This window comes from Bradyrhizobium sp. AT1 (assembly GCF_001590795.1).
Lineage (GTDB): Bacteria > Pseudomonadota > Alphaproteobacteria > Rhizobiales > Xanthobacteraceae > Bradyrhizobium.
On the sequence record NZ_JXDL01000001.1, the window covers coordinates 4,745,908 to 4,765,199 of the forward strand.

Consider the following 19,292-nt stretch of genomic DNA (forward strand, 5'->3'; position numbering starts at 1 on the left):
TGCTTTTGGGATGGATCTGGCACTGATCTCGTCAACGCCGCCTCGCCTTACTTCTGCATGAACGACGCCCAGCGCTTCTCGGCGGCCTCTCCGGCCGGCGAGGACCACCACGCGTAGGACATCAGCGCCTGCTTGGCCGCATTGGCCGGCTCGCTCGGCAATTGCGCCGCGCGCTCGGGCTTGATCACGCCAGTCTCGAACGCCTTGGGATTGCCCGGGCCGTAGTCGATCTGGAGTGGCAGATTGGCCTGGTGCACGGGATCGACGGCCTCGTTGAGAAATTTCACCGCCGTGTCGAGATTCGGTGCACCCTTGAGGATGCAGAGCGAGGTGCTCTGCAGGATGCCCTGGTTATAGGTGAACGACACCTTGGCGCCTTCCTTGGCGACCGCGCTGACGCGGCCGTTCCACGCCATCTCCATGTCGACCTCGCCGTCGTTGAGGAGCTGCGCCGACTGCGCGCCCGAGGTCCACCACACCGTGATGTGCGGCTTGATCTCCTCCAGCTTCTTGAAGGCGCGGTCGACGTCGAGCGGATAGAGCTTGTCGGGCGCTACGCCGTCGGCCATCAGCGCGGCCTCGAGCGTGGCGAACGGGTGGTTGCGCAGCGCGCGGCGGCCCGGGAATTTCTTTACGTCCCAGAAATCCGCCCAGTTACTCGGTGCGTCCTTCGGAAAGGTCTTCTGGCTAAAGGCCAGCACGCTCGAATAGAACTCGTAGGACACCGAATAGGGACTGCGATAGGCCTCCGGCATCGCCGCACCGTTCGGAATCTTCGAGAAATCGAGCTTCTCGATCAGGCCCTGCTCGCCGCCGCGCAGGCAGTTTCCGGTCGGCGTGTCGACTACGTCCCAGATCGGCTTGCCACTGCCGACCTGCGTCTTGATCGCGGGCCAGGCGTCGGGAATGGAGTCCTGGTTGATGGTGATGCCGAGCTTCTTGGCGGAGGGATCGAGGATCGCCACCGTCTGCGCCTGCTGATAGGCGCCGCCCTGCGAGACGAAGGTGATCTGCTCTGCGGCATCAGCCGCGGTGCCGCCGAGCGCGAGCACGCCAAGCAGCGCGCAGCCAAGTTCGAAATTCCGTTTGGTGTTCATCATCGCCTCCTCCTTCGCCAAAATGAGCTTACCTGCCGATCGCATCGAGAAACTGGTACCAGCCGGCGACCACGCGCACGGCGGGCTCGCGCAACGGATAGAACGGAATGGTTTTCATGCGCCTGACATCGAGCAGACCGACGTCAGGCGTCTCACCGCGCACGAGAGCCGCGAGATAGCGCCCCATCAGGCTCGACATCGCAACGCCGGCGCCGTTGTAGCCCATCGAGACCAGCGTGCGATCGTCGAGCCGGCCGATATGCGGCACCGAGTCCAGCGTCATCGCGACGAGGCCGGACCATCTGTATTCGAGCGGAATGTCGGCGAGATCGGGGAAGATGCCGACCATCGCCTTGCGCAAGGCGTCGAAGGCGGCCTGCGAGTCCTGCTTGCCGAAGGCGCCGCGGCCACCGAAGATGACGCGGTTGTCGACCATGCGGAACCAGCGCATCATGCGCTTGGTTTCGGTATAGGTGCGCCCGGTCGGCATCAGTTTTCCCGCGAGATTGCGTGGCAGCTTTTCCGTCGCGACCATGGCGCTGCGGAACGGAATCAGCGTGCGCTGCATGTGCGCGGTGGCGGCGGTCAGATCCGAATAGCTGTTGGTCGCGATGATCGCCTGCTTGGCGCGCACCGCGCCTTGCGGCGTCTCGGCGACGATGCCGTCCTTGTCCCGGCGGAGCTTGACCACCGGCGATTCCTGGAAGATCGGCACCCCGCGGCCGGCCACGCCATCGGCGAGACCGCGCAGGTAATTCAGGGGATGGATGCCGCCCGAGCCGGGATTGAGCACGCCACCGACGAAGATGTCCGAGCCGGTCTCCTCGCGTACGCCCTCCTTGTCGAGGACGCGGACCGCTGCCGAGCCCATCTCACGCGTCATCCAGTTCGCTTCGTCGATCGCGGCCCGGAGCGTCGTCTCGCTATGCGCGGCCTTGACCTGGCCGGTGCGCGACAGGTTCGCGTTGGCAATGCCGAACTCCGACACCAGTTCCTCGACCATGTCGGTCGATTCATGCGCGATCTCGTACATGCGCTTCGCCATGGCGCGGCCGTGGGCGGCATCGACTTCGCGGAACGACAGGCGGAATTTCGCGGTGATGACGCCGCCGTTGCGTCCGCTCGCGCCCCAGCCGGGGCGATTGGCCTCGAGCACGACGGGCGACAGGCCGCTCTTGGCGATGTGATGCGCCGCGGACAGACCGGTATAGCCCGCGCCGACGATCACCACATCCGCTTGGCTCTCGCCAGACAGCACGGGATAGGCGCGCGCCGGATTCGCCGTGGCTTCCCACAGCGAATTGACCGGTGGCAGCGCGCGCCAATCCCGTGTCATGGCCGCGCTCATCTAGGCCGCCGGCCCGATCGCGGCGTCGGCGAGCGCCTTCAGGGTCGGGTAATGGAAGTCCGGCTTGGTCAGCGTCTCCACCGCCGGCGTACCGCCGAAGCCGACGATGCCCTGACGTCGCTCGATCCAGCACACCTTGTAGCCGAGCTTCCGCGCGATCCCGATGTCGTGATACTGGCTCTGCGCTACGTGCAGGATGTCCGACTGCTTGTAGCCGAAGGCGGACTGACGCCCCTTGTTGTAGGCGAAGAATTCCGGATTCGGCTTTGCAACGCCGGTGTCGTCGGCGCAGACGGTGTCGTCGAAGGGATTGCCGAGCGCATGCGCGTAAGCCGACAGCGCGACGCGGTCGGCATTGGTCATCGCGACCAGGCGGAACCGGGTGCGCAGGCGCTTGAGCGCCTCGACCGAATCCGCGAACGGCCCCCAGCGCAGCACCGCAAGCTGGAACGTGTCGCACGAGGCGTCGTCGGAAGGCAATCCGAGCTCCTTGGCGAGATGGCGATAGACGTGGAACATCGCCTCGCTGGAACGCTCATAGTGCTTGTCGCGGCCACGCTTGTAGGGCTCGAAAATCTGATCGTCGCTGAGCTCGGCCGGCGTCTTGCCCGAGATCTTGCGCACTGCATCGATGACCCCGGTCTCGAAATCGATCAAGGTGCCGACGACGTCGAAGGTGAGAACCTTGAAATTGCTGAACGCGGCTTGGGTCGACATGTCAGTTTCTTCTTTCGGTTGGACAAGGTTTTGGTTCAGTCCACCCTGGGCACGACGATGGTGTCCTCGGGGTGGAGGGTGACGGTGAGGCGGCCGCCAAGCGGCGGAATGCGGCTGTAGGCCTGGTGGTAGCTCGGCTGCCGCAGGCTGAGCGCGAGGCCGCCTTCGAGCGCCAGGAAGATGCGCAGGCTTTCGCCCTGATAGACGATGTCGGTGATCGTGCCGGTCAGCCGGTTGCAGGCGGCATCCTGCGCGCCGTCGTCGATCAGGAGCTTTTCACTGTGCACGGCGAGCATCAGGGCATCGCCGTCCGGAATGACGCGGGCGCTGCGCAAGAGAGCATTGCCGAGCGCGACGCTGGAGGCATCGACGCGGCGAACGGGAAGCATCGTCGCCTCGCCGATGAAGCTCGCGACGAAGGAATCGGCGGGATGGTCGTGCAGCCGCTCGGGCACGTCGATCTGGATCAGCCGGCCGTCCTTCATCACGGCAACGCGGTCGCTCATGGTCAACGCCTCGCGCTGGTCATGGGTGACGTAGATGATGGTGGCCTGGATGCGCTTGTGCAGCGCGCGCAGCTCGATCTGCATGGATTCGCGGAGCTGCTTGTCGAGCGCGGAGAGCGGCTCGTCCATCAGGATCAGGCGCGGCTCGAAGATCATGGCGCGTGCGAGCGCGACGCGCTGGCGTTGGCCGCCGGAGAGCTGCGCAATGCCGCGCTCCTCATAGCCGGCGAGGCCAACCATGCCGAGCGCCGCGCGCACCTTGTCCGGCCATGAGGATTTCGGCAGGCGCCGCGCGCGCAACGGAAAGGCGACGTTCTCGCCGACGCTCATATGCGGGAACAACGCGTAGTTCTGGAACACCACGCCGATGTCGCGCTTGTGCGGCGGCATATAGGTGACTTCGCGGCCGCCGAAGAAAATCGTGCCCGACGTTGGAAGGATGAATCCACCGAGAATACCGAGCAGCGTGGTCTTGCCGGAGCCGGAGGGGCCAAGCAGGGAGACGAATTCACCGGCGCCGACCGCGAGCGAAACATCATCGAGGGCGCGGACGGCGCCATAGGCCTTGCTGGCAGACCTGATCTCGACGCTTTCCGCTCGCTTGTCCAACGATCGACCTCGCCATGTCCCCAGCTGGCGTGCCTCGCTGCGCGCCATAAGCCTGCTTTATAGACAGAGTGCTCGCTGCAACCATGGCGGAAGCGTGCGCTGCACCACATCGTCGCTCTGAGCCGCTGTCTTTTGGCTGTCATGTCGATGACACCAGACTTGCGAAAACTCGGCAATTGCCAAATTCTCACCGTGCTCATAACATGACGTTATGCCCGAGCTCCGCCGCATGCTGCCATCCAGCAACGCCCTGTTCGTCTTTGACGCAGCGGCGCGCAACGGCAGCTTCACCGCAGCGGCGGCGGAATTGAACGTGACGCAGCCGGCGGTGAGCCGGATGCTCGGCCAGTTCGAGGAGCATCTCGGCGTGCGCCTGTTCGATCGCAAGGCAGGCCGCGCCGTGCTTACCGAGGAAGGCGAACTCCTGTATCGCCGCGTGCTCGACGGCTTCCGCAGCATCGAGAGCGGGCTTGTCGAAATCGAGCGGCGCCGCAAGGGCACCGAGACGGTGACTCTGTCGGTCTCCTCCGCCTTCACCACGCACTGGCTGATGCCGCGCATCGACAAGCTGCAGAAACAGTTTCCGCAAGTCGACCTGCGCTTCCAACTCATCTCCGGCGCGTTGCGCGGACCGGTCGAGAATGTCGATCTCGGCATGCGCTTCCGCGATCGCGACGAGCCGTCGTCCGACGGCACACTTGTGATGAAGGAAGTGATGCTGCCGATGTGCAGCCCCGGCTATCTCGGGGAGACCGATCCTGCCGAGGGCAACACCATCATCCGTCTCGCCGAGACGCCGGGCGACTGGGCCGCGGATTACGCATCGCTTCTGACCGGGCGCCGCGGCGCAGCCAAGGGGCTGAGCTTCACCGATTATGCCGTTGTCGTGCAGGCCGCTCTGCTAGGTCAGGGCATCGCTCTCGGCTGGATGACGGTGACCTCGCATTGGCTACTGACCGGCGCACTGGTGCCGGCCTCCGATACACTGACCATCACACGCCGACTCTGCGAGTTTCTGCCACCCCGCAACCGGCCCATGCGGCCCATCGCCGTCGAAATCCGGGATTGGATCATCGCGCAGATGCGAAAAGAGATGACCGCGATCGACCGGCAGTATCCGCAACTTGGATTGATGCCGGCCTGCTATGGCGTGAGCCTTGCCTAATTGGCAAAAGGCAACAGGTTCGCTTCGCCTCACATCGGCCGTCTGGCGGCCTGCACTTCGACGAACTCGGCGTCGGGATGGCTGACGATGGTGGCGACCCAGATGCCGCTGATGATCAGCGACCAGGCGGTGTCCCAATAAATCCAAAACACGTGCCAGCCTCCGTCTTCGTCTCACGCGTCATCTCACGCGCCCGCAGAGCCCAGATAACGGCACCGCGGTGCCGCCGTTCCCGACGCGAGGCGCGGCACGACCGCGCGGCGAGGCGCTATTTGGATTTAGTCTCCGGCGAGGCGCGGTCGGTTTGACCGGTGTGGCGCTTTGCCACGACGTCTTCATCGCGCTCGCCTTCCTGCGGGCGCGGCGGCGACTTGGGCTGGCCCTTCTGGCCGCCATGCTTGCCACCCATGTCGGGCTGGCCTTCGAGATCGTTTTCGCGGGGCATGCGGGATCAATGCGCTGGCGCGGCATTGGTTCGCAACGTGCCTGCCGTTTTCGGCTGTGAACCAGTTCATAGGATTGCCGCGGTTTGCAGTGCACGATCCGCATGCCCGTGACATTCACGACACCGACGGATTCGGCCTGATGCGGAAGCGGCTCATCGCCTGGACCATCCTGACCTCCGCCCTGGTCGCGGTGACCATCTGGACCGTGCTCGGACCGCCCGTCCCTCCGTCCGGCCCGCATCTGCCCTCCCGAACAGCTTCCGCGCGGTAGCCTCTCCGGCGACCGATCCAATTTCGGCATCGATTGATCTCAATTGGAATTTGGTGCGGCGGCACGGCGCCCGCTATCCTCATGGGCAAAACGACAAGGAAGCGACCCGGCCTTCAGGAGGAGCCCATGTTGAGACTGACCCGACGCATCGCGTCCAAAGCGCCGCGCGCTGCGATCGCCACCACCCTGTTCGCAGCCCTCACTCTCATTTCTGGAGTCCACGCCGGCATGGCCGCGACCTTCGCCTATGTCGGCAACGCCGACAGCAACGATATCAGCGTGTTCAAGATGACCGCGGGCGGCGAGATGACGCCCGTGCAGACGGCCGCCTTCAAGGGCGTCGACAAGCCCGGCTCCTCGACGCCGCTTGCGGTCACGCCCGACCACCGCGTGCTGATCGCCGGTGTGCGCTCGCAGCCCTTCCAGGCGGTGAGCTTCGCGATCGATCCCCAAACCGGCCAGCTCAGCCATATCGGCAACGGGCCGCTCGCCGACAGCATGGCCAATATCGCGATCGACCACAGCGGCAAATTCCTGTTCAGCGCCTCCTATGGCGGCAACAAGGTGGCGCTGAATCCGCTTGGCGCAAACGGCGTCGCGGGAGACCCGAAGCAGGTGATCCCGACCGGGCTGAACGCGCACGCGTTCCTGCCCTCGCCAGACAACCGCTTCGCGTTCGCGACCAATCTCGGCTCCGACCAGGTGCTGGCCTTTGCGTTCGACGCCGCAACCGGCTCGCTGACGCCGAGCGATCCACCGGCCCACAAGGTGCCGGAGAAATCGGGGCCGCGGCACTTCGTATTCCACCCCAATGGCAAGTTCGTCTATCTCCTCCACGAGCTGAACGGCGACGTCGCCGCCTTCGCCTATGAGGCCAAGAGCGGCGCCTGGGACGAGATCCAGCGCACCACGGCGCTGCCGGAGGGCTTCAGCGGAAAACCATCTGATAAAAAGCCTTGGGCCGCCGACATCCACATCACCCCGGACGGCCGCTTCCTCTACGCTTCCGAGCGCACCACCCACACGCTCGCCGCCTACAAGGTCGATGCGGCCAGCGGCAAGCTGACCGCGATCGGCAGCGTGCCGACCGAGAAGCAGCCGCGCGGCTTCAACATCGATTCCTCCGGCCGCTACCTCGCGGCGGTCGGTGAGCTCTCCGACAGCATGACGGTCTATGCGATCGACCAGAGCAGCGGCGCGCTGGGCAAGCCGAAGTCCTATCCTACCGGCAAGAAGCCGAACTGGGTGGAGTTCCTGGACCTGCCGTGAGCAGGGTGACCCTGCAAATTTGGGCACTGTCGTCTCCAAATCGTCATGGCCGGGCTTGTCCCGGCCATCCACGTCTTTGCCCGCGGCCCTGAGAACGTGGATGCCCGGGACAAGCCCGGGCATGACGACCTCTCGTGGAGGCGCAGGTGCGATCACGCCGCTGCCCAGGACAGGGGCTGGCCGACCTACGTAATCATCCGTAATTTCGGAGAGCGCGCCTTCTCGTCATATCAGGGTCATGGACCGTCAGATCGTCTTCAAATGCCCTCAGACCGGCATGAACGTGCAGCATCGGCTCGGCGACGAGTCGACCGGCCGTACGCATGAATCGGTGTCCTGTCCGGCCTGCGCGCGGCTGCATTTGATCGACCGGGCCAGCGGCAAGCTGCTGGGCGAGCGCCGCCGCTGACGCGCCGTTTACGGCCGCCCCCCGACCTGCCCGGTCACTTGCCCCGTGACGTCTTCGACGTGGTGCAGCAGATAGACCAGATGGCCGGTGGTGTCGTGGATCGGCGAGTTGATCGGCTGCCAATGGCGCTCGATGAAGGCGCCGTCGGGATCCCGGATGTCGTAGCGCTGGACCGCCATGGCATGCGCCTGACCGGTTTCGCCGACGATCCTCAAGCTGCCGTAGAGATTGCTGACGCCATCGGCGAGCGGATCGTCGGGATTGTCAGGGAATATCTCGAACAGCGATCGACCGACGATGTCGGCGCGGCCGGTCAAGGTCGCGGCTGCATAGGCATCGTTGACGTCGACGATCAGCAGGCCCGGCCCGGGGTCCAGCAGCATATAGGGATGCGACGAGGCATCGAATTCCGGCTGGAATTGCCGCCGGATCGCGTCGGCGTCACCGTGCTGCCGCCGGCGCTGTTCGAGCGGCGTCGTATCGGCCCCTGATGCGGCCGAGTTCAGCAGCGCCAATTGGCGTTTCGCCGATGCCAGCAGTGCGCGCACGGTGTTCTGCACCGTCGGATCGGCCGTTTCATGGAGCAGGCGCTCGAAATGAACGATATTCTGCTCGCAAACGAACCGTTGCATCCCACCTCAACCAAGAGCTGCGCGGCGGTCATGCCGCGTCATTCTGATCATAGTCCCTTACAGGCGGCTCAGGCCGATGAGAAGACCGTGATGGCCGGCACCTTGGGAGTAGGGCCGGCAACGGCACTCGCTCATGAAAAGCGAACCTGTTGTTCAATCCCGCGACTAATCAAAGACTTGCCGCGACGGAGCAGCGGCGGCGTGGCATCCTCTTTTGGGACAACGCTGCCGTAGTCCGCGCCCCTGCCATCTGCTATCGATTGGAAGCATAGCTCCCGTGGAATTTCCGATGCGTCATTTGCCCCGTGCCGTTGTTCGAAGCCTGTGTCCCGTCGCCGTTGCCGGCGTGCTGGTCCTCGGTCAATATCCGGCCCGAGCTGCCGATGAGGACGCGCCCAAGGGGCCGGCCGTCACGGTGCTGAAAGTCGCAAAATCCTGCTTCTCCGACATCGTCGAGGCCACCGGCACGATCATCGCGCGGGAGGAAACCTCGGTGCGGCCCGAGCGTCCGGGCCTGAAGGTCACGGACGTGCTGGCGGAAGCCGGCGACACCACCACCGCCGGCCAGGTGCTGGCGCGGCTGGCGCTGCCCGAGGGCGGCACGCTGCAGGTCACCGCACCGGTGGCGGGCGTGATCGCGACGTCGACCGCCCAGATCGGCAATTTCGCCTCGGCCAAGGGCGAGGCGCTGTTCACGATCGTGGCGCGCAGCGAATACGATCTCGTCGGCCTGGTGGCGACCACCGACATGCGCAAGCTCGCCGTCAATCAGCCGGCAACGGTCCGGATCGCCGGCGCTGGCGACATCGAGGGCAAGGTGCGCCGCATCGGTCCGACCGTCGAGCCGAACATCCAGCAGGGCATGGTCTATATCGGCATCTCCTCGCAGAAGCGGCTGCTGCTGAAGGCGAGCGGACGGGCGCTGATCAAGACCGGGCAGAGCTGCAACGTCGCGGTGCCGCTGACGTCAGTGCAATATTCCTCCGCCGGCACCGTGGTGCAGGTGATCCGCCGCAACCGGGTCGAGACCAAGCGTGTCGAGGTCGGATTGATGTCGGGCGGCAATATCGAAATCCGCGACGGCCTCAATGAAGGCGATGTCGTCGTCGCCCGCGCCGGCGCGCTGTTGCGTGAAGGCGATCCCGTGCGTCCGGTGATGGCCGCGGAAGCGGCGAAGTAGTCTCTCGACAACTCTCGTGTCCCGGACGCGCTGCAGCGTGTAACGTTGCTGCGCACGGGACCTATCTCGCCGCAAAAAACACCCAAAATAATGGGCCCCGGCTCAGCGTCGCATCATTACATGATGCGCCGCGTCCGGGGCACGGGACGTCGCGGGACTTACGAAAAACCTAACCGCCGGCTTCGCCGAAATGGACGTCTTCGAGCAGCGAGGACGAGACGGTCGGGACCTGGTCGCCTTCGCTGGCGCGGGAGATGGCAACGCGGGTCTTGTTGAAGACGCTTTCGGCGCTGCCCTTGGCGTTGAGGTTGTTGAGGAACTCGCTGACCAGCACGCTGTGCTCGCCCTTGCCGTCGTCGACGACCTTGCCGGGCGAGGCCGAGGTGAGGATCAGCGCATTGTCGGACGCGCTGATCGGCGCGAGGCCGTGGCTGTAGGAGCGGAAGCGGCGCTCGTAAGGATTACGGCGGGACGCGTCGACGACGACGAGCTTGGCCTTGGCGCCCTGCTCCTTCATCATGTCGAGCACGCTGTCGATGGAGACACCCTGGCGGCGAACGTCGCTTTCCTTCCAGATCGCGGCATCGACCGGCAGCATGTAGCTCTCGCGGCCGGCCTGCACGCCATAGCCGCCGAAGAACAGCATGACGACGGTGTCGCGCTTGATCCGGGACTTCAGGCGGCTGACGGCGCGGACCATGTCGTCCTTGGTCGCGTCTTCCACCATGTCGACGTCAAAGCCGTTCTTGCGCAGGGACGAGGACAGCGCGCGGGCGTCGTTGATCGACTGCGTCAGCGGCGCGCTGGCGTCGGGATAATGTCCATTGCCGATGACGAGGGCGAGGCGCGAGGACTGGCCGATCGAGCCGGTGATCTGGTCGGTCGAGACGGCCTTGGCGGCATCGATCGCACGCATGTTGAGAGCAGCATGGGCGCCGATCACCAGCGAGACCGTGCCGATGAGGGCCGCGGCCACCGCGATGGTGCGTCGGGAAAGGTCGAGCTGCTTTACATTCATCTCGGTTCGTTTCCTGTGCCAAAGACCAGCCAAGCGCGCGCACACTGTTTGAGTAGCGCGATAGCGTCTTTAGGTTTGAGGGATTGGCCGGGGATGTGCCCCCGAATTGCGCGCAATTTGCGGCGCCGCACCAAACAAACCTTTAACCGGATATAGGAGCCCGGGCAATAGATTGCCCGGAATTTGATCTAAGACGCTGAAAATACTAAATAATCTCTCCGTCAAATTTCTGAGCTTCGGCGCTTTCCCCGTAGCCTTCCGGGGGTGATCTTGCAGTTCTCATGCCTGCTTTTCCGTGACACCCATCACATTTGTTTTTCCTGCGAATCCGGGTAGCCTTTTCAACGACTTGCAAGGGGGTGGCGCGTGGGGAGCGCGCTGGCCGGCCCCCGGCCAAAACCCGCTAAAGTCCCCGCGACCAGGTATTTCATGAACTTTCATTATTTCGCCGGCGCCGCCTGCCGGGCGCTGCTGGCGCCAAAGGACGGCCCCTCGCTTTACGACGTCTGCGATCCCGTATTATCGGGCCCAGCCAGTGGCGATCCGCATCTGGCCAAGTTCTACAAGACCGCGCTCGGCAATCCCGCGCTGCGGGTGCTGCTGCGGCGGGCCGGGCTGCCCGAGCTGCGCGACGAGGCCCGGCTGACGGCGCTGCGGCAGGCGCTGGCTCACGCCCGCGACGAGGCCGATCCCGACTGGGCGGCAGTCGGCCAGCCGGTTGCCGATCTCGTCGACAGCATCGCGCTCGACCATCCCCGGCCCCCGCCGGCGATGTTCACCGGCTCGGCGCCGCCAGAGGCGCAGATCGACGGCGTGATCCGCGACTGCGCGCAGCATCTGCTCGGCTCCTACCGCAAGAACGGCTTCCTGCCGACCTATGCCGCCTTCAACCTGATCGGCGATCCTGACTTTCGCGGCCGCGAGCTGATCATGGCGCTGACCGGCCTCAACGCGCGCGGCTACAAGAATTCATCGCTGCTGTTCAACCTCGCCCGCGTCTTCATCGCGCGCTCGAAGGCCGCCGGCGTGGTCAATCCGCCCTGGCGCGGCATTGCCGAGCCGATGTGGGAGCCGGTGCAGATCCGCCATCGCTCGGCCTATTACGATGCGTTCTTCATCGAGGCGCTGCTGAGCTATGGCGAGACCGGGCTCGCCTCGCCGGCCGACAAGATCGCGGCCGAGCGCGCCATCGCCGACATGGTGGATTTCTGCGTCAATATCAGCCGCGAGGAGGTCGAGGGCATCGACGGCGCGCGCTTCAACGTCGTCACGGCACTCGCGCCCGCGCCGCATCCGCGCTTCTCGCGCTACTTCGCGCAGATCAAGCAGGATCTCGGCTTCGGCATCTACGTGCCCGACTGCGACACCACGGCGTGCTCGATCTCAGCGGCGACGCAGGCCGGCTGTACCGATCCCATCATCGACCAGCCGCTGCTCGACTTCTATTCCGGCTACCAGGTGCGCGCTGGAATCAACGCGCCGCGCGTGACCGTGCCGCTCAACGACAATATCGACTACGAAGGCGGCGTTGCGACCTGGATCGACAACCTCGCGGGCGAGCGGCCCTACGGCAACGATCTCGATCCCACGCTCAATCTCGACATTCTCGAGGTCAGCTTCCGCAACCTCGCGCGCTGGAAGATTTTGGAGACGCCGTCGCGGCTCGCCACGGTGCATCGCATCATCGGCTTCCAGAAGCGGCTGGCCGCGAGCGGCGCCTTCGCCAATCCGCGCTCGCACATCTATTACCTGCCGGAGCTCTACAGCGCCTATTTCGGCCGTTGCTACGCCGCTTTCCTGGCGCTGCCGCTCAGCGCGCAGGCCGCGATCGATCCCGCCGGCGATTTCGACTTCATCCGCCATCGCGTGCTGTCCTACGTCAAGGGCGAGCTGATGGCCGCGGAGATGAACGTGTTCGACGCCGCGCTGGCGCTGATCGCGCTCGGCCATCTCGGCGCCGACCCGCGCGCCTTCGCGCCGGCGCTGAACGTGATCGTCGCAAACCTCGGCGAAGGCGGACGCAAAGGCCCGTTCCGCGCCTATGAGTGGAACAAGATGAAGACGCCGACGCGAATCCTGGTGGGCGGGCCGGAGGTGACGTCGGCGTTCGTGCTGATGGGGCTGGCGATAGCCAAGCGGGCGATGGCGCGGGGGTGAAGCACGGCTCTCGTGCCCCGGACGCAGCGCAGCGCTTCTTCAGCGGTGCGCTGCAGAGCCGGGGCCCATGCCGCCGCAAGATGCATCTATGGATTTCTGGGTCCCGGCTCTGCGGAGCGGCGTTACACGCCGCACCGCGTCCGGGACACGAGCAGAGAGGCCGTCGCAAGATGACGGGAAGTTGAAAGCTCAATCATCAGGCACAAGCTGGCCGAGCGGACAAAAGCCGACCACAATTGCGCGGCTTATCGAGATTTCCATCACAACGCGGACCGGCATGTTGCGAAAGATCCTGATTGCGCTGTCTCTCCTCGCTCTCCCCTCGCTGGCCGAGGCCGCCGACATCACCGGCACGGCAAAAGTCCGCGCGGGCGATGCCGTGGTGATCGGCAACACGCGGATCCGACTCGGCGGCATCGACGCGCCCGCGGTCGATCAGCTCTGCCTCAACACCAAGACCGAGCGCTGGACCTGCGGCGTCGCCGCGCGCGACGAGCTCGCCAAATACGCCGAGGGCAAGAGCTGGGTCTGTCACACCCGGTCGATCGACCGGCGCGGCCGCACCGTGGCGCGCTGCGAGGTCGGCGGCGAGGACATCCAGAAATGGCTGGTGCGCAGCGGCTGGGCGCTGGCCTACACCCGTATGTCCCACGACTACGAAGCAGACGAAAAGGCTGCGCGCGAGGCAAAAGCCGGAATGTGGCAAGGCGCCTTCATCGCGCCCTGGGACTGGCGCGTCCGCAACAAAAAGACTCACATCCTGGGTGCGACCAAGCCACCCGACGGGGCGCATGCGGTGCTGCTCGCCTCGGCCTCGGGGCCGGTCGCGCCCTCCCCGGACTGCACCATCAAGGGCAACGTCAACAGCGCCGGCGAGTGCATCTTCCACCAGCCGACCAGCCGCTGGTACACCCAGATCAAGATGAAGATCAGCAAGGGCACCCGCTGGTTCTGCTCGGTGGAGGAGGCCGAAGCCGCCGGCTGCCGCGAGACCAAACGATAACCCAGACCTGCGTTTTGGGCGCTTTTCCGAGGCCCTCGGCCCGCGTAAAAGCGTGAATCAGCGACCCACCCATCTGTTCTCTGGCGATAAGGACTGACAGCAATGACCGTTCGCGCGGGCCGGGAGTTTCTGGCCATCCCCGGGCCCACCACGATGCCCGACGAGGTGTTGCGGGCGATGCATCGTCCGGCGATCGACATCTACTCCAAGGAGATGCTCGACCTGACCGAGAGCTTGCTCGGCGACATCTCGAAGCTGTTTGCGACCAAGGGCAAGTCCTACATCTACATCGCCAACGGTCACGGCGCCTGGGAAGCGGCGCTCAGCAACGTGCTGTCGCGCGGCGACAAGGTGCTGGTGCTGGAGAGCGGCCGTTTCGCGATCGGCTGGGGCAACGCGGCGGCGCTGATGGGCGCCGAGGTCGAGGTGCTCAAGGGCGACTGGCGCCGCGCGGTGCGGCCGCACGAGGTCGAAGAGCGCCTGCGCCGCGACAAGGAGCACACGATCAAGGCCGTCGTCGTGGTCCAGGTCGACACGGCTTCCGGCGTGCAGAACGACATCGAGGCGATCGGCAAGGCGATCAAGGCGAGCGGCCATCCCGCGCTGTACATGGTCGACACCGTCGCCTCGCTCGGCTGCATGAAGTTCGAGATGGACAAATGGGGCATCGACGTCGCGATGTCCGGCTCGCAGAAGGGCCTGATGACACCGCCCGGCCTCGGCTTCGTCGCCGCCAATGCGCGCGCGCTCGAGGTGCACAAGAAGGCCAATATGGCGACGCCCTATTGGAGCTGGAGCGAGCGCGAGGGCACCGAGAATTATCGCAAATATGCCGGCACCGCGCCGGTGCATCTGTTGTTCGCCTTGCGCAAGGCGATCGACATGCTGCACGAGGAGGGCCTGGAGAACGCCTTCCGCCGCCACAGCCTGCTCGGCGAAGCCGCGCGGCGCGCCGTTGCCGTATGGTCGGAAGGCCAGGTGCTCGGCTTCAACGTGGCCGAAGCCGGCGAGCGCTCCAACACCGTGACCACGGTGACCATGAGCAACGGCCACGACCCCGCCGTGCTGCAACGCTATTGCAAGGACAAATGCGGCGTCGTGCTCGGCACCGGCATCGGCGATCTCTCCGGCCAGGCCTTCCGCATCGCCCACATGGGCCACGTCAACGCGCCGATGCTGCTCGGCACGCTCGGGGTGATCGAGATCGGGCTCAACGCGCTGAAGATCCCGCACGGCAAGGGCGGGCTGGAAGCGGCGGTGTCATATCTCGGGGACGAGGTGGCGGCGTAGGGCGCAGGCCAAAAAGGCTATTGTCGCTCTGAACAAGCTCAACGATGCGATAGACTTTCTGGGACCCATACGGCTGGAATGTAGATCAGCCTATCTACAGCAACTATCGGGCGCGTATGCGGTATTGGCTCATGGTTGGTCACCGCGCTTGAGGCACGATCCTCATCCAAATTTAGACTCGCAATTGGATTGCAGTCGGAGGAACTGCTGGCGCCTCAAAGACCGCGTACTTCAAACTTTTCGCACTCAATACGACTCCGCCAAGGTCGCAATCCGACACGGCCTAATGGATCCTCAGGCAGCGCGACCGAATAGGACCATTGGTCATATGGACCGACCACTCGAGTCGCGAGGCGACGGTCCGCAATTGTGATGCTGATCGAGTAAGTAACACCCTCCTCCATAGAAAACTGTATTCCGTCGTCGAGATGCTTAAAGTCGAGATACGCGTCACCGCCGCGGTCGCCAATCAGTTCAAGAAACATCCGCTCTTGATTGAGCAAGAGATTGAAGTACCTGCGCACACCGCGAGGCGTCGCCCAGCCAAACACGATACCAGCATTCACAGCGTCGAGCCGATTGACAGGAGCGAGGTCCATAAATCGAAGTACGGCATCAATCGAGATTCCTCTCGAGTAATGCCCATGCGACAGCACATAGTTATGCATCCCGCCGCCGATCAAAGCCTCATCCTCATCCCGACGATACCATCGTCCGATCTTTAAGAGATTTTGCCACCCCATCGGCGAAGTAAATTCCTCGCTCTGCTGCGAGCCGTTCGATCGTTCGCAACGCGACACCGAAAACATTTTGCATATGTCATCAAGGAGAATACCTATCTGTGCGGATGTCTCTATCCTGCGGCCGAGCGGCATTCGAAGTATATCGATTAGCTCTCTCGGATCGACGTGCCGAAACACAGGCAGTAACGGCTTTTCCAAGACCCATGCAGCTCCGGCTTCAGCATGTACCCATCCGCTTGTCTTGGACTCGGGCGTAATTAGGCACAACACAAGCTTGGAGTTCTTCAGTGCACTACGAATCGTAGGTTCCCAGTTCTCGCCAGCATTCAGGTTGCGCTCGGCCAAAAATACCCGAAGGCCCAGATCGTCAAGCTGAGAGGCCAGGCTAGCTGCAATTTCCCCGTTCTTCTGAGCATAACTGATAAAGACGTGATACATCCGCGCCCCCTGAGTCCGTCAGGCATTTCGCGAGACAGATCGCCAATTATCGATCATCTGGCCACAAAGAGTACACTGAGGCAACATGGCAGCTCAGACCCGACAAAGGAATTGTGACGGAGGCCGGCACTGATTTGGTTAGGCAAACGCAATCTCTTAAGCCCACCTGCCTTGAATAAAGAGAGCAGCAGTTCTCACCGTTGCTGCAAGTATGTTTTGACCTGAGCCTTCAACTCGTCCAGCGACGCCAGCGGTGTCTTTGAATCCACCAAATAATCCCCGCTCGCCAGCCATTGCAGCACCATCGCATCCACCACCGGCGAATGGTGGATGACGTCGCCGTAATTGTTCAGATCGTGCGTCACCTGCTTGATCCCCCGGAAATCGTGCAGGCGCACATTGGGCAGCTGCGTCAACCGCTGCGCAATCACCGCCGTCAAATCCATGACGATCTTCAGCGTCTCGGGCGAGGCATCGCGCATGGCGACGAATTGCAGGATCGAATAGGGCGGGAAGTAGACGTCGAAGGTCACCTCGGGGTGGCGCGCGATCAGGCCGACGGCGTCCTGCTCGAAATGCCGCACCATGGCCTCATAGCCGTAGCCTTCGCCGAGGAAACGGCTGCGCACCGGACTGGTGATGTAGGCGAAGGCGGCAAGCGCCTTCGCCGCGTTGTAGTCACGCGCAATATCGAAATTTCGCGGCAACGCGTAGATGTCGTCCACGTCTTCCAGCGCGAATTTGACGGGAAGATAAGGCGCCGCGCGGGTCAGCGGCGCCTGCAGTGGGGGGATCGACCGTAGCAGCGCGAACAGGGATTCCTTCGCCATCGCGGCGCTGAACAGATAGGACGCGATGCCCTTGGCCGTCCTGCGGTAGAGATCGACGGACAAATAGGGATCGGCCTCGATGTCGGCTGCATCGACAAAGATAAAGTCGTCCATCGCCCAGATCACCCGCTTTGCGCCGCGCGCGATCGCCTGCTCCAGCACAAAACTCTGCTGGCGCGAATTGGAGCCGGTCATCGCCAGCTTGAGCGAGCGGACGCCGAGCGCACGGTCGATGTCGCTCTGGCGGAAATGGATCGCGAGCGAAGTGCCCATGAAAACAGTGTCGAACGACTGACTGCGGATCAGTCCGGCATTCTGCACGCGCGTGTCCTCGGAATAGAACGCGCGCGGGGAAGGACGGAACAGCTGCAGGGGATCGACGACATAGGTGAGCAAGGCCGCGCCGAGCACGCATGCGATGCTCGCGAGCAGAAGTCGTCCCAGTTGTGCGAACGCCCCGCCCATCAGAACCTGAAATAGATGAACTCGCTGTGGCTGCCGATGCCGAGCAGCCCGAACGCGAGCACCAGCGACGCCGCGTAGAGGAACAGCGGCCGCATGCGGCCGGCCCGCAAGGCTTCGCCGATCCTGCGATTGGCATGGTCATATCCCAACAGCGATTGCGAATTCGGTGCCAGCCACACCAGCGCAGCGTAGAAGGCGATGAGGACGAGAGCTGCGATCTCCGCGCGGCCAAGCACGATAGTCGCGGGATCGACCATGGCGTGGAGCACACGCAGTGCCCATTCCACGCTCGCGGCGCGGAAGAACACCCAGGCAACGACGATGGCGAGGAAGGTCAGCGCCGCGCCTGCGATGCGGGCCGGGCGCGCAAGCAGTGGCGGCACATCAGACACCAGCGCGTTGAAGGCGTGGTTGACGCAGAGATAGGCGCCATGCAATGCGCCCCACACCACAAACGTCCAGGCCGCGCCGTGCCAGAGCCCGCCGAGCAGCATCGTGACCATCAGATTGACGTAACGCAGCACACGGCCGTGCCTGTTGCCCCCGAGCGGGATGTAGAGATAGTCGCGCAGGAATTGCGACAGCGTCATGTGCCAGCGGCGCCAGAACTCGACGATGCTGGTGGCCTTGTAAGGCGAGTTGAAATTCACGGGGAGGAAGATGCCGAACATCAGCGAGATCCCGATCGCCATGTCGGAATAGCCGGAGAAGTCGAAATAGAGCTGGAAGGTGTAGGCGAGCGCCCCACACCAGGCCTGGTCGAAGCTCGGCGAGCGCGCCTCGAAGGCGAGCGCGACCAGCGGCTGGATGCCGTCGGCCAGGCAGGTCTTCTTGAACAGGCCGATGGCGAAGATGATGACTCCGCACAGCATGAGATGGCCGTCCGGATGCTTCGTTTCCTCCCGCTCGAATTGCGGGATCATGTCCTTGTGGTGAAGGATCGGCCCCGCGATCAGATGTGGAAAATACGTCACGAACAACGCGTAATGCGGTAGCGCATAGGCCGCGACCTGGCCGCGATAGGCGTCCACCAGGAACGCGATCTGCGTGAAGGTGTAGAAGGAGATGCCGACCGGCAGCAGGATGTTGACCGCAAAATGTGAGCCGAACAGCGTGTTGATATTCTCGGTAACGAAGCCGGCATATTTGAAGATGCCGAGCACGAGCAGATCGCCGGCGACGCCCAGCGCGAGCGTCATCTTTCGTTGGGTCGGCGTGAGCTTCGCCACGATCAGGAGATGGCCGACGCCGTAATTGAAGGCGATCGAGAGCAGCAGCAGGGCCACGAACTGCCAGCTGCCGATGGCGTAGAAGACAATCGAGGCCAGCGCCAGCCAGATCACCGGCGCCAGATTGCTGCGCCGTCCCAGCCCGAAATAGCCGGCGAGCACGATCGGCAGGAACAGCAGGATGAACGGATAGGAATTGAACAGCATCAGGCTGGACCGGCGGCGGGGATATGGCCCCTCAAAGCACACAAGAGGCGGATCAACAACCCGGCGCCTTGGCGCAGGTTCTTAGCGCAGGTTCTTCTCAGGTTCTTGGCGCAGTCCTCGGAACTGCCGCGCTGGCAATTCTCGAAATCGGGACGATATAAGGTGGAATGCGGTGCCCTTTTTCCCCTCTCCCCGCTTGCGGGGAGAGGGTCAGGGTGAGGGGGAGTCTCCACAGGGACGGTAACAATCGGACTCGCCGTGAG

The 19,292-nt window shown here is 63.9% G+C and carries 19 protein-coding genes; 8 read left to right on the forward strand and 11 right to left on the reverse strand.

Annotation, left to right across the window (positions count from 1 at the left end; translation table 11 throughout):
- Positions 1-47: 47 nt before the first annotated feature.
- From SE92_RS22020 to SE92_RS22035, 4 genes are read right to left on the reverse strand one after another with little or no spacing between them, the layout of a single operon-like run.
- Positions 48-1,097, reverse strand: a complete 1,050-nt coding sequence (locus SE92_RS22020) for an ABC transporter substrate-binding protein (protein ID WP_063203698.1) — start codon at positions 1,095-1,097, stop codon at positions 48-50.
- 28 nt (positions 1,098-1,125) lie between these two features.
- The gene (locus SE92_RS22025) at positions 1,126-2,433 is read right to left on the reverse strand and encodes an NAD(P)/FAD-dependent oxidoreductase (protein ID WP_063203697.1); all 1,308 of its coding nucleotides are present in this window, start codon (positions 2,431-2,433) and stop codon (positions 1,126-1,128) included.
- Positions 2,434-2,445: 12 nt separating this feature from the next.
- Entirely contained in the window at positions 2,446-3,162 is a 717-nt protein-coding gene (locus tag SE92_RS22030; RefSeq protein ID WP_063198315.1) for an HAD family hydrolase, read from the reverse strand.
- 35 nt (positions 3,163-3,197) lie between these two features.
- Positions 3,198-4,277, reverse strand: a complete 1,080-nt coding sequence (locus tag SE92_RS22035) for an ABC transporter ATP-binding protein (RefSeq protein WP_063198317.1) — start codon at positions 4,275-4,277, stop codon at positions 3,198-3,200.
- Positions 4,278-4,488: 211 nt separating this feature from the next.
- On the opposite strand from SE92_RS22035, the gene SE92_RS22040 reads away from it, so the two are divergent.
- Positions 4,489-5,442, forward strand: coding sequence for a LysR family transcriptional regulator (locus tag SE92_RS22040; RefSeq protein WP_063198319.1), 954 nt, complete (start codon positions 4,489-4,491; stop codon positions 5,440-5,442).
- 29 nt (positions 5,443-5,471) lie between these two features.
- On the opposite strand, the gene SE92_RS37385 is transcribed toward SE92_RS22040, so the two are convergent.
- On the reverse strand, positions 5,472-5,594 hold the full coding sequence (locus SE92_RS37385; RefSeq protein ID WP_283806786.1) for a hypothetical protein: 123 nt from the start codon (positions 5,592-5,594) through the stop codon (positions 5,472-5,474).
- A gap of 116 nt (positions 5,595-5,710) precedes the next feature.
- Positions 5,711-5,887 (reverse strand): hypothetical protein, encoded by a 177-nt coding sequence (locus SE92_RS36035; protein WP_157095619.1) that lies wholly within the window; start codon positions 5,885-5,887, stop codon positions 5,711-5,713.
- A 140-nt stretch (positions 5,888-6,027) separates the two neighbouring features.
- Here SE92_RS36035 and SE92_RS37390 point away from each other — a divergent pair, with 140 nt between their 5' ends.
- The 3 genes from SE92_RS37390 to SE92_RS36780 all read left to right on the forward strand — a co-directional run bounded on the left by SE92_RS37390 (position 6,028) and on the right by SE92_RS36780 (position 7,837).
- On the forward strand, positions 6,028-6,159 hold the full coding sequence (locus tag SE92_RS37390; RefSeq protein ID WP_283806787.1) for a hypothetical protein: 132 nt from the start codon (positions 6,028-6,030) through the stop codon (positions 6,157-6,159).
- 126 nt (positions 6,160-6,285) lie between these two features.
- Positions 6,286-7,428 carry a lactonase family protein gene (locus tag SE92_RS22050; RefSeq protein WP_063203700.1) on the forward strand — a complete coding sequence of 381 codons (1,143 nt, stop codon included), beginning with the start codon at positions 6,286-6,288 and terminating at the stop codon, positions 7,426-7,428.
- A gap of 238 nt (positions 7,429-7,666) precedes the next feature.
- Positions 7,667-7,837 (forward strand): hypothetical protein, encoded by a 171-nt coding sequence (locus SE92_RS36780; protein ID WP_198172748.1) that lies wholly within the window; start codon positions 7,667-7,669, stop codon positions 7,835-7,837.
- Between the two features lie 8 nt (positions 7,838-7,845).
- Here SE92_RS36780 and SE92_RS22055 read toward each other — a convergent pair whose 3' ends face one another.
- Positions 7,846-8,469, reverse strand: coding sequence for a PAS domain-containing protein (locus SE92_RS22055; protein WP_063198322.1), 624 nt, complete (start codon positions 8,467-8,469; stop codon positions 7,846-7,848).
- A 289-nt stretch (positions 8,470-8,758) separates the two neighbouring features.
- Here SE92_RS22055 and SE92_RS22060 point away from each other — a divergent pair, with 289 nt between their 5' ends.
- Entirely contained in the window at positions 8,759-9,649 is an 891-nt protein-coding gene (locus tag SE92_RS22060) for an efflux RND transporter periplasmic adaptor subunit (RefSeq protein ID WP_063203701.1), read from the forward strand.
- Positions 9,650-9,818: 169 nt separating this feature from the next.
- Here the strand turns inward: SE92_RS22060 and SE92_RS22065 are convergent, their stop codons facing one another.
- Complete coding sequence (locus SE92_RS22065; protein ID WP_063198324.1) at positions 9,819-10,667, reverse strand: caspase family protein; 849 nt, start codon at positions 10,665-10,667, stop codon at positions 9,819-9,821.
- 429 nt (positions 10,668-11,096) lie between these two features.
- Between SE92_RS22065 and SE92_RS22070 the strand changes: the two genes are divergently transcribed.
- The 3 genes from SE92_RS22070 (at position 11,097) to SE92_RS22080 (ending at position 15,117) form a co-directional block, all read left to right on the forward strand.
- Entirely contained in the window at positions 11,097-12,824 is a 1,728-nt protein-coding gene (locus SE92_RS22070; protein ID WP_063198326.1) for a hypothetical protein, read from the forward strand.
- A 277-nt stretch (positions 12,825-13,101) separates the two neighbouring features.
- On the forward strand, positions 13,102-13,827 hold the full coding sequence (locus tag SE92_RS22075) for a thermonuclease family protein (protein WP_063198327.1): 726 nt from the start codon (positions 13,102-13,104) through the stop codon (positions 13,825-13,827).
- Positions 13,828-13,929: 102 nt separating this feature from the next.
- Positions 13,930-15,117 carry a pyridoxal-phosphate-dependent aminotransferase family protein gene (locus SE92_RS22080; protein WP_063198329.1) on the forward strand — a complete coding sequence of 396 codons (1,188 nt, stop codon included), beginning with the start codon at positions 13,930-13,932 and terminating at the stop codon, positions 15,115-15,117.
- 215 nt (positions 15,118-15,332) lie between these two features.
- Here SE92_RS22080 and SE92_RS22085 read toward each other — a convergent pair whose 3' ends face one another.
- The 3 genes from SE92_RS22085 to SE92_RS22095 form a co-directional block, all read right to left on the reverse strand.
- Positions 15,333-16,298 (reverse strand): toll/interleukin-1 receptor domain-containing protein, encoded by a 966-nt coding sequence (locus SE92_RS22085; protein ID WP_063198331.1) that lies wholly within the window; start codon positions 16,296-16,298, stop codon positions 15,333-15,335.
- Positions 16,299-16,492: 194 nt separating this feature from the next.
- A complete protein-coding gene (locus SE92_RS22090) occupies positions 16,493-17,593 on the reverse strand; it encodes a hypothetical protein (RefSeq protein WP_063198333.1) in 1,101 nt (366 codons plus the stop codon).
- On the reverse strand, positions 17,593-19,029 hold the full coding sequence (locus SE92_RS22095; RefSeq protein ID WP_063198335.1) for an MBOAT family O-acyltransferase: 1,437 nt from the start codon (positions 19,027-19,029) through the stop codon (positions 17,593-17,595). Before SE92_RS22095 ends, SE92_RS22090 begins: the two co-directional genes overlap by 1 nt.
- Positions 19,030-19,292 lie beyond the last annotated feature (263 nt).

Excerpts from the sequence above, each read along its gene's own strand:
- SE92_RS36035 (WP_157095619.1), bottom strand. The coding sequence starts at position 5,887 with ATGCCCCGCGAAAACGATCTCGAAGGCCAGCCCGACATGGGTGGCAAG.
- SE92_RS22080 (WP_063198329.1), top strand. The coding sequence starts at position 13,930 with ATGACCGTTCGCGCGGGCCGGGAGTTTCTGGCCATCCCCGGGCCCACC.
- SE92_RS22070 (WP_063198326.1), top strand. The coding sequence starts at position 11,097 with ATGAACTTTCATTATTTCGCCGGCGCCGCCTGCCGGGCGCTGCTGGCG.
- SE92_RS22075 (WP_063198327.1), top strand. The coding sequence starts at position 13,102 with ATGTTGCGAAAGATCCTGATTGCGCTGTCTCTCCTCGCTCTCCCCTCG.
- SE92_RS22025 (WP_063203697.1), bottom strand. The coding sequence starts at position 2,433 with ATGACACGGGATTGGCGCGCGCTGCCACCGGTCAATTCGCTGTGGGAA.
- SE92_RS22085 (WP_063198331.1), bottom strand. The coding sequence starts at position 16,298 with ATGTATCACGTCTTTATCAGTTATGCTCAGAAGAACGGGGAAATTGCA.
- SE92_RS22020 (WP_063203698.1), bottom strand. The coding sequence starts at position 1,097 with ATGAACACCAAACGGAATTTCGAACTTGGCTGCGCGCTGCTTGGCGTG.
- SE92_RS37390 (WP_283806787.1), top strand. The coding sequence starts at position 6,028 with ATGCGGAAGCGGCTCATCGCCTGGACCATCCTGACCTCCGCCCTGGTC.
- SE92_RS36780 (WP_198172748.1), top strand. The coding sequence starts at position 7,667 with ATGGACCGTCAGATCGTCTTCAAATGCCCTCAGACCGGCATGAACGTG.
- SE92_RS22055 (WP_063198322.1), bottom strand. The coding sequence starts at position 8,469 with ATGCAACGGTTCGTTTGCGAGCAGAATATCGTTCATTTCGAGCGCCTG.
- SE92_RS22065 (WP_063198324.1), bottom strand. The coding sequence starts at position 10,667 with ATGAATGTAAAGCAGCTCGACCTTTCCCGACGCACCATCGCGGTGGCC.
- SE92_RS22030 (WP_063198315.1), bottom strand. The coding sequence starts at position 3,162 with ATGTCGACCCAAGCCGCGTTCAGCAATTTCAAGGTTCTCACCTTCGAC.
- SE92_RS22060 (WP_063203701.1), top strand. The coding sequence starts at position 8,759 with ATGCGTCATTTGCCCCGTGCCGTTGTTCGAAGCCTGTGTCCCGTCGCC.
- SE92_RS22050 (WP_063203700.1), top strand. The coding sequence starts at position 6,286 with ATGTTGAGACTGACCCGACGCATCGCGTCCAAAGCGCCGCGCGCTGCG.
- SE92_RS22040 (WP_063198319.1), top strand. The coding sequence starts at position 4,489 with ATGCCCGAGCTCCGCCGCATGCTGCCATCCAGCAACGCCCTGTTCGTC.
- SE92_RS22095 (WP_063198335.1), bottom strand. The coding sequence starts at position 19,029 with ATGCTGTTCAATTCCTATCCGTTCATCCTGCTGTTCCTGCCGATCGTG.
- SE92_RS22090 (WP_063198333.1), bottom strand. The coding sequence starts at position 17,593 with ATGGGCGGGGCGTTCGCACAACTGGGACGACTTCTGCTCGCGAGCATC.